Here is a 6,837-nt window from a genome sequence, read left to right on the forward strand (position 1 = left end):
CGCGGCGGGGGTTGCTCGTGCGTTGACCGGTGCGGGTTCAACCAGTGGGTGGTCGTCGCTTCGTTGTTGTGTGGGGGTGGGTGTGTGCGGGGTGGTGTGCGGGGTGGTGGTGTGGGGGTGCGGCCGAGGGTGGCGACGGTGCGGGTGCTGCGCCGACGTCGTGCCGATGTTGCGGGGTCGGTTGGTGGGTGGGGTGTCGGTCGGCTGGTGGGTTCCCCGCCGCCGTCGTGGGCTGGGCGCCGTGCTCGTCGCAGCGGGCCGGGGGACGCTCTTTTCAGGCATTAGAAAGGGGGAGCCAGTTAGTGCACAACGTAACGTTAAGCACTTTTCTGCGCTGCAGCCGTGCCTTGATCAACCCGCCTCCCGCCCACGTTTTCCGAGAGGGAAAAAATGGTGAGAATCGACCGACCCGATAAGCCGCGCCGCCGTGAGCGGCAGGCCGGTAGCACCCGCGCGAACCGGGTGAACATGTCGTTCGACGACACCGAGATGGAAGTCATCCGTACCGCTGCCCGCAGGGACGGCCAGATGGCCCTCGGGGCGTGGGCCGGCCGTCAGCTGATGGCCGTCGCGCAGGAGACCCTCATCCCCGTTTCCCGGGATGCCGGGGACGTCCTGCGCGAGCTGATCCGCTCCCGCCTCCACCTCCAGGAAACGGTGGCCGCGCTGCACGCTCTCGCGACACCGGCGCCGCCTTTCCCCGTCGCTCCCGGCACCCCGCCCCTGCGCCCCCGCACCGCTCTGCCGCACACCCCCGAACCGGCTCTTCCGGACCCGGTCCGCACGGTTCTGACGCAGGCTCTGGAGGCGATCGGCAGGGTGGATGAGGCGACCGTTCAGGTCATGCGGGAACGGCGCCCGCGGACATGAACAGGGTGTGCGGGCGGTGATGCCGAAGAAGGCCGAGAGCGGGGAGAGCACCGCGGACCTCCTGGCCTACCTCTTCGGCCCCGGCAACCACGACGAGCACACCGACCCGCACCTCGTCGCGGCCTGGACCCCCGATCTGCCCTGCCCGGCCCGCAACCCCGACCGCATGACGCTCTCTGATCTCGCGCTCCTCCTGGACGCCCCCGTCGACGCCCTGCGCGGCCCGAAACCGGCCGAGCACGTGTGGCACGTCTCCGTCCGTAACGAACCCGACGACCGGACCCTCACTGACGCCGAGTGGGCGACGGTCGCCGCCGAGATGGTGGCCGCCGCCGGCATCGCCCCCCACGGCGATGCCCAGGCGTGCCGGTGGGTGGCGGTCCGTCACGCGGACGACCACATCCACCTGGTGGCGACCCTCGCCCGCCAGGACGGCCGACACCCCCGCATCCGCGGCGACATCCCGAACATGCACACCGCCGCCCGCGCCTTCGAGACCGCCTGGAACCTCCGGCCGATGTCGCCGCTCGACCGCACCGCGCGCCGCGCTCCGGTCACGGGGGAGCGGGAGAAAGCCGCCCGCCGCGGCCTCCCAGAGTCCGCCCGGGAGAGCCTCCAGCGCACGGTCCGCGAGGCCGCCGCCCTTGCCGCGGACGACGCCGATTTCCTGACCCGGCTGCGCGACGCGGGTGTGCGGGTGCGGGAGCACCATGACAAGAACGGCGCTCTGGACGGGTACGCGGTCGCGCTGCCCGGCGACCGCGCCGACCGCGGCAGCAGGCCCGTCTGGTTCTCCGGCAGGACCCTCGCCTACGACCTCTCCCTGCCCCGCATCCGCGAACGCTTCCACCCCACGATCGCGCCCGCCGATCTCGTCCGCGCGCACACCCGGATCCGCGAAGCCGCGCACCTTCTCGCCCGGGCCGGCCGTGCCGAGGGTGCCGGTGACGTCGCCGCCCTCGGTGACCTCCTGGTGGTGGCCGCCGCGACGTCCCCGACCGTCGTATGCGAGAAGGTTCGTGCGGCGGCGGCCGCGTTCGAGCAGGCCTCCCGGACCCCCGGCACCCGCACCCTCCACGGCACCGCCCGCGCCCACTTCAAAGCCTCCGCCCAAGCCCTGGAACACGCACCGAGAACAGCCCGTGGCGGCGGGGCACCCGCGGTCCTGACCTTGCTGATCGCGCTCGTCGAAGCCGTCGAGGCGGCCACCGCGTGGCACCGCGCACAGGAGCACGACGCCCAGACCCGGGCCGCCGCCCAGGCCGCCGCTCTGCTCCGCGAAGCCGCCACCCTCACCGGAGCACCGCCACCCACCCGACCCTCCCGGGCCGTGCCGCGCACCGTACGGGTGACACCCGCCGCAGGGCGTGGCCCCGTTGCGGCCCCGTCCGTTACCGCTGTACCTCCCCGACCGAACCCGGGCCCGGGGCGTTCGCGCTGACCGTACGAAGGAGCACCCATGACCACGCCCGCCGCCCCGCCCGGTGAGCCGTTCTCCGAAGCCCTCTCCGAGGCGGCGCAGGCCGCGACGATGTCGGTCCGGCTGATCCTCACGATCGCGGACGCGGTCCGCCGCGCCGCCCAGAAATACCACCAAGGGGAGGAGAAGGAGCTCGGTGCGGACGCGGAGGAGCTCGCCGAAGGCTGGTCGGCCGAGCAGCTGCGCACCGTCCTGCCCGAGGGCATCTTGAACGGGCTGATGGCCGGTGGGGACTGGCCGCTGCTGGCCCGCCACCTCACCTCGCTCCAGCAGGCCGGCGTCGACCTCACCACGTTCCTGCCGAACCTGGGCCGCATGGCCTCCGCTGTCGAGCAGGCCGTCGCCCGCAACACCGCCCGCATCCAGGCGGAGGGCACCGACCGGTGGGCCGACCTCCTGCGCCGGACCATGCCCGAAGGCCTGGTCCGCGACGCGATCCTCGCCTCCCCGGCCTGGCCCCACCTCGCCGCCGAGATGGGCCGCCTCCACGAGCAGGGCGTCGACGTCGCCCGGATCCTCACCGACGCCCACGCCGCCGGCCTCGGCGTCGACCAGGCCGTCGCCGCCGCCACCGCCCGGACCTCCCCCCAAGCCCAAGCCCCCGCCCCCTCGCCGACCGCCCCAGCTCCGGCTCCGGCGCCCGCGACGACTCCGGCTCCGGCGCGCGCGGCCGCCGTACGGACCGCACCCGCACCCGCGACGACCCCGGCTCCGGCGCCTGCACCCGCCCTACGGCCTGAGCCCGCCGAACGGCCGACGTCGACTCCGGATTCGAAGCCCGATCCGTGGGCCGCCCGTCCTGCCCCGCCGGTGAGTGCGGACGCGAAGCGGGCCTGGGGCCCGTTGACCGAGGGCCTGACGATCCCTCGCGACCTCGACCTCGCCGACCGCGCCCACGCCCTGGACCAGCTCGGTATCAGCACCGGCTCTCACCGCCTCCTGGTGAGCAGGGTCAACGAGGCCCTGCCCGAGCCGGACGCCGCGCTCCTGGTGAGCTCCCGCCTGTGGCCGCTGCTCGCGCACCGGATGCACACCATGGCCAAGGCGGGCGAGCCCTTCACCGCACACCTCGCCCGCCTCGCCCCCGACACCGCCGCCTGGCGCACCGGCCCGCCCGCCGACACGGCCAAGCGCCTGCTCCTCGCCGCCCACCACGCCCTCACCACACCACTGGACGCGGCGCTGCCCACCGGCCCCCGCGTCTCCGCATCGGCGGCCCGCTCCCGCTCCACCACCACCGGCCCCGACACCACCGCGCACCCGCAGCCGGCCCCCGCCCAACCCGCCGCCCCCGCGCACCACCAGCAGACCGCCCCCGCACCACGGCAGGGACGCGGACGGTAGAGCCGCGCCCGCGCGTTCCAGAATTCCGGAACGCGCGGCCGCGGAGGTCAGCTCACGTTCGCGATCCTGCCCGCACGCCAGTGCGATGCACCCCAGCCCTCAGCCCGCGGCCTTCGCCCATTCCAGCCCGAGGCCGGCCAGCCGCTGAAGCTGCTCACCCGTCAGCGTGGCCCTCCGGCTCTTCACGTTCGACAACCACACACCGAGCCGCACCGGTGTCCCGTCCGGCAACTCCTCCGACCAGGACCTCTGCACGACGACCGTCCCCTCCCGCTCGACGTACTGGGCGAGCGCGGCGACTCCCCGCTCGAACGCCCCGGCCCGCGCACCCCCCGCCCGCCGCGGCCGAGCCGGAACGGCGGCCGGTTTCTCGGGCGGCCGGACGCCGAGCTGCACCAGGCGCTCGCGCTGCCCCACGGCCAGCCGCTCCCACCCATCCCGCTGGGCGACCAGCCACCCGCCGACGTCGAGCCCATTCACCATCGCCCCGGGCTCCACATGCCCGACCACGCTCCCGGGGGCCACAGCACCCTTCAGGGCCGCGTAGTGGCGCTGCCAGCCGACGGGCCAGTCCGGGTTCCAGTCCGGATCGATCGCGGCCAGCGCCGCCGCCCGCCGCGCCGCCCGCACCTGCTCCTTCCCGAGCCCGTTCTTCTTCCGCGCGTTGGCCAGCCACTGCCCAATGGGCCGGTCCATGATCATCGCCGTGACCGGCGCGGCAAGCGTCCCGTACGCGGCGAAGTAGGCCTTCGCCGCACCGAGGTTCTCCTCCCACGCCGCGTCCGCCGGATCCCACACCACGCCGAGCGCCTCCAAGTCCTCGGCCCGCCCCGGCAGCATCGTCCCCGCCCGCATCGCCCGGCGCTGATCCGACAGCCACCGCCCCAGCGGAAACCCGCCCTCACCCCGCTCGTCCCCACCCTCAACGTGGTTGTAGGGCACGGCGAGATCACCCTCCCGCTCCCGGTACGCCACCGCCGCCCGGTGCCCCGCCCGCCAGTTCGCATGCTCCGGCTCGATCAGGTTGTACTCCACCAACCTGGCCACCAACGCCGGATCGCGGTGCGTCCCGAACCGCAGCAGCAGCCGCTGTTCCTCCTCGTCGTCGCCCTCGGGCGCCGGTCCGAGCCACGGCGACACCGGTTTCGTCCGCTGCAGATCCTCCGACGGAATAGCGAGCATCTCCACCGCACGCTCATCATGCGCCCGCAACCCGGAAAGCACCTTCAGAAGAGGACGGTACGAAACCGAATACGACATGTCCTCCGGAGTCTCATCCGGGCCGAGAAAAACCGGCACGATCAGCGTCGCCAATTTATCCTGACCGGGCTTCTGCCGAAGCGCCCGACCAATAGCCTGAACAATATCCACCGCCGACCCCTTCGGGTCGATAAGAGCGACGGAATCCACGCTCGGGCAGTCGACTCCCTCACCGAGAACCCGGCAGTTCGACATCACCGCCCGCCCCGCCCGCGCCCCGAACTGGAACAGCTCCTCGGCCCGCATCTCCGGCTCGTGCTCACCCGACAGCCACCCCGACCACACCTGAGCCGGGTGCCGCTCCGGGTCCGCCGCGTGCAGCCGACCCGCCACCCGCCCCAGCCCGACCGAGAACGCCTGCGCCTCGATCGTCCGGTGGTGGAAGGTGATGCACCGCTCAAGCCCGTGCTCCGCCATCGTCTCCAGCAGCGCCGCCTGCAGCACCGAGAGCCGCTCGCCGCGTACGTGCTCCTCGAACCGCTCCTCGCCGTACAGCTTCTCCAGGGTTAGGCGTTCATCCCGCAGCTCGACGACCACGATCTGGTACCGCGCCAGCAGGCCCCGCGCGATCGCGTCCGAGAGGTCCAGCGCCCAGAGAACGGGCCCGTGGATCCGCTCGTCCGCCATGGAGCAGGCCATCTCCTTCGGCAGCCGGTCCACCGGCGCCCGCCGCCGCCCAGCCTCCCCGCTCTCCTCCGGGAACTCCGCCCGCCAGCGGGGCCGGGGCCGCTCCATCCAGATCCGTGGCGTCGCCGTCAGATACAGCCGGCGCATCGCGGGAAGCTGCTCCTGGTCGTGGACGACGGCCCACGCCTTCCCGAGCGACCCGCTGGTCCGGTGGGCCTCGTCCACGCAGATCAGGTCCCACACATCCATGGGGAGTCCGTACGCGCCTTCGTGAGCCTCGGTCAGCACCGGCAGCGACGAGTACGTCGCGAACACCGTCACCGGCCCGCTGCCGTAGTGCAGCGCCAGCTGCGGGGCGTTCGTCGTCGAGGGCACCCGCAAGTTGTACAGACGCGGGTCGTCATCCATCGAGCACACCGCCACGATCGGCCCCGAACGCCCGAAAGCCCGCCACTCCCGCACCGTCTGCGCGAGCAATTCCAACGTCGGAAGAAGAACCAGAACCCGCCCATGCGGAGAAATACGCTGCGCCGCACCGGCCGCAATGAACGTCTTTCCCGTCCCGCACGCCGCGTGCACCTGACCGCGCAGACCATTCTTCGGAATCTGCTGCCCGGGCCGGATGTCCAGCCCGGCGACAATGGCATCCACCGCTTCCGCCTGATGAGGGAAAAGCGTAATTTCACCGGTCACGACGAAAAGTCTCCAGACGCGGGGGAGGAGGTATCTGTTCACTCGTGATCCTACTCGTGCATCACATGATGCACGAGTAGGATGCAGCACGATGCATCACATCGACTGATGGTTGGCCTGTTCCGGCCCCACCATGGCCGACCAGCGTGCTACATTGCGAGAGCAGCACCCATCCACCTCTTCCCGAGTGCGGGTGCGCGCCAGACGTAACATCTCGTCAGGAAGAACTCTCCACCTCTCGGCCCGGACCTCCTGGCGGTGGCAGACCCCGGGGCCGGCCCCGAGTGGTGGTGCCCACCGATTCGGGATCCTACCCGCTGGCACAGTTGATGCACCGACACCCACCGCCGTAGCCAGCCCGGCGAAGCCGGCAGGGCGGGAGCGAAGCGGACGCCCCGTCACGAAGCGAAGCGGAGAGACCCAAAGATTACCGCGCAGCGGTAATCCAATTCACGCAAAGCGTGAATTCACATAAACCGCGCAGCGGTTTATCAAAGGCGCGAAGCGCCTTTAGAATTCGCGAAGCGAATTCCGTCCCTGCCAAGCGCGCAGCGCTTGGATAC

The 6,837-nt window shown here is 72.0% G+C and carries 4 protein-coding genes; 3 read left to right on the top strand and 1 reads right to left on the bottom strand.

Translation table 11 applies throughout. The features are described 5' to 3' along the window. The first annotated feature begins 468 nt into the window (after positions 1-468). From IE140_RS35260 to IE140_RS35270, 3 genes are read left to right on the top strand one after another with little or no spacing between them, the layout of a single operon-like run. Positions 469-870, top strand: coding sequence for a hypothetical protein (locus IE140_RS35260; RefSeq protein WP_229827119.1), 402 nt, complete (start codon positions 469-471; stop codon positions 868-870). 19 nt (positions 871-889) lie between these two features. Next, the gene (locus tag IE140_RS35265; protein WP_150197581.1) at positions 890-2,311 is read left to right on the top strand and encodes a mobilization protein; all 1,422 of its coding nucleotides are present in this window, start codon (positions 890-892) and stop codon (positions 2,309-2,311) included. An 18-nt stretch (positions 2,312-2,329) separates the two neighbouring features. After that, positions 2,330-3,694, top strand: coding sequence for a hypothetical protein (locus tag IE140_RS35270; RefSeq protein ID WP_189461057.1), 1,365 nt, complete (start codon positions 2,330-2,332; stop codon positions 3,692-3,694). A 99-nt stretch (positions 3,695-3,793) separates the two neighbouring features. Here IE140_RS35270 and IE140_RS35275 read toward each other — a convergent pair whose 3' ends face one another. After that, positions 3,794-6,274 (bottom strand): DEAD/DEAH box helicase, encoded by a 2,481-nt coding sequence (locus tag IE140_RS35275; RefSeq protein ID WP_229827126.1) that lies wholly within the window; start codon positions 6,272-6,274, stop codon positions 3,794-3,796. Between the last annotated feature and the right edge of the window lie 563 nt (positions 6,275-6,837).

This window comes from Streptomyces parvus (assembly GCF_014648875.1).
GTDB lineage: Bacteria > Actinomycetota > Actinomycetes > Streptomycetales > Streptomycetaceae > Streptomyces > Streptomyces parvus.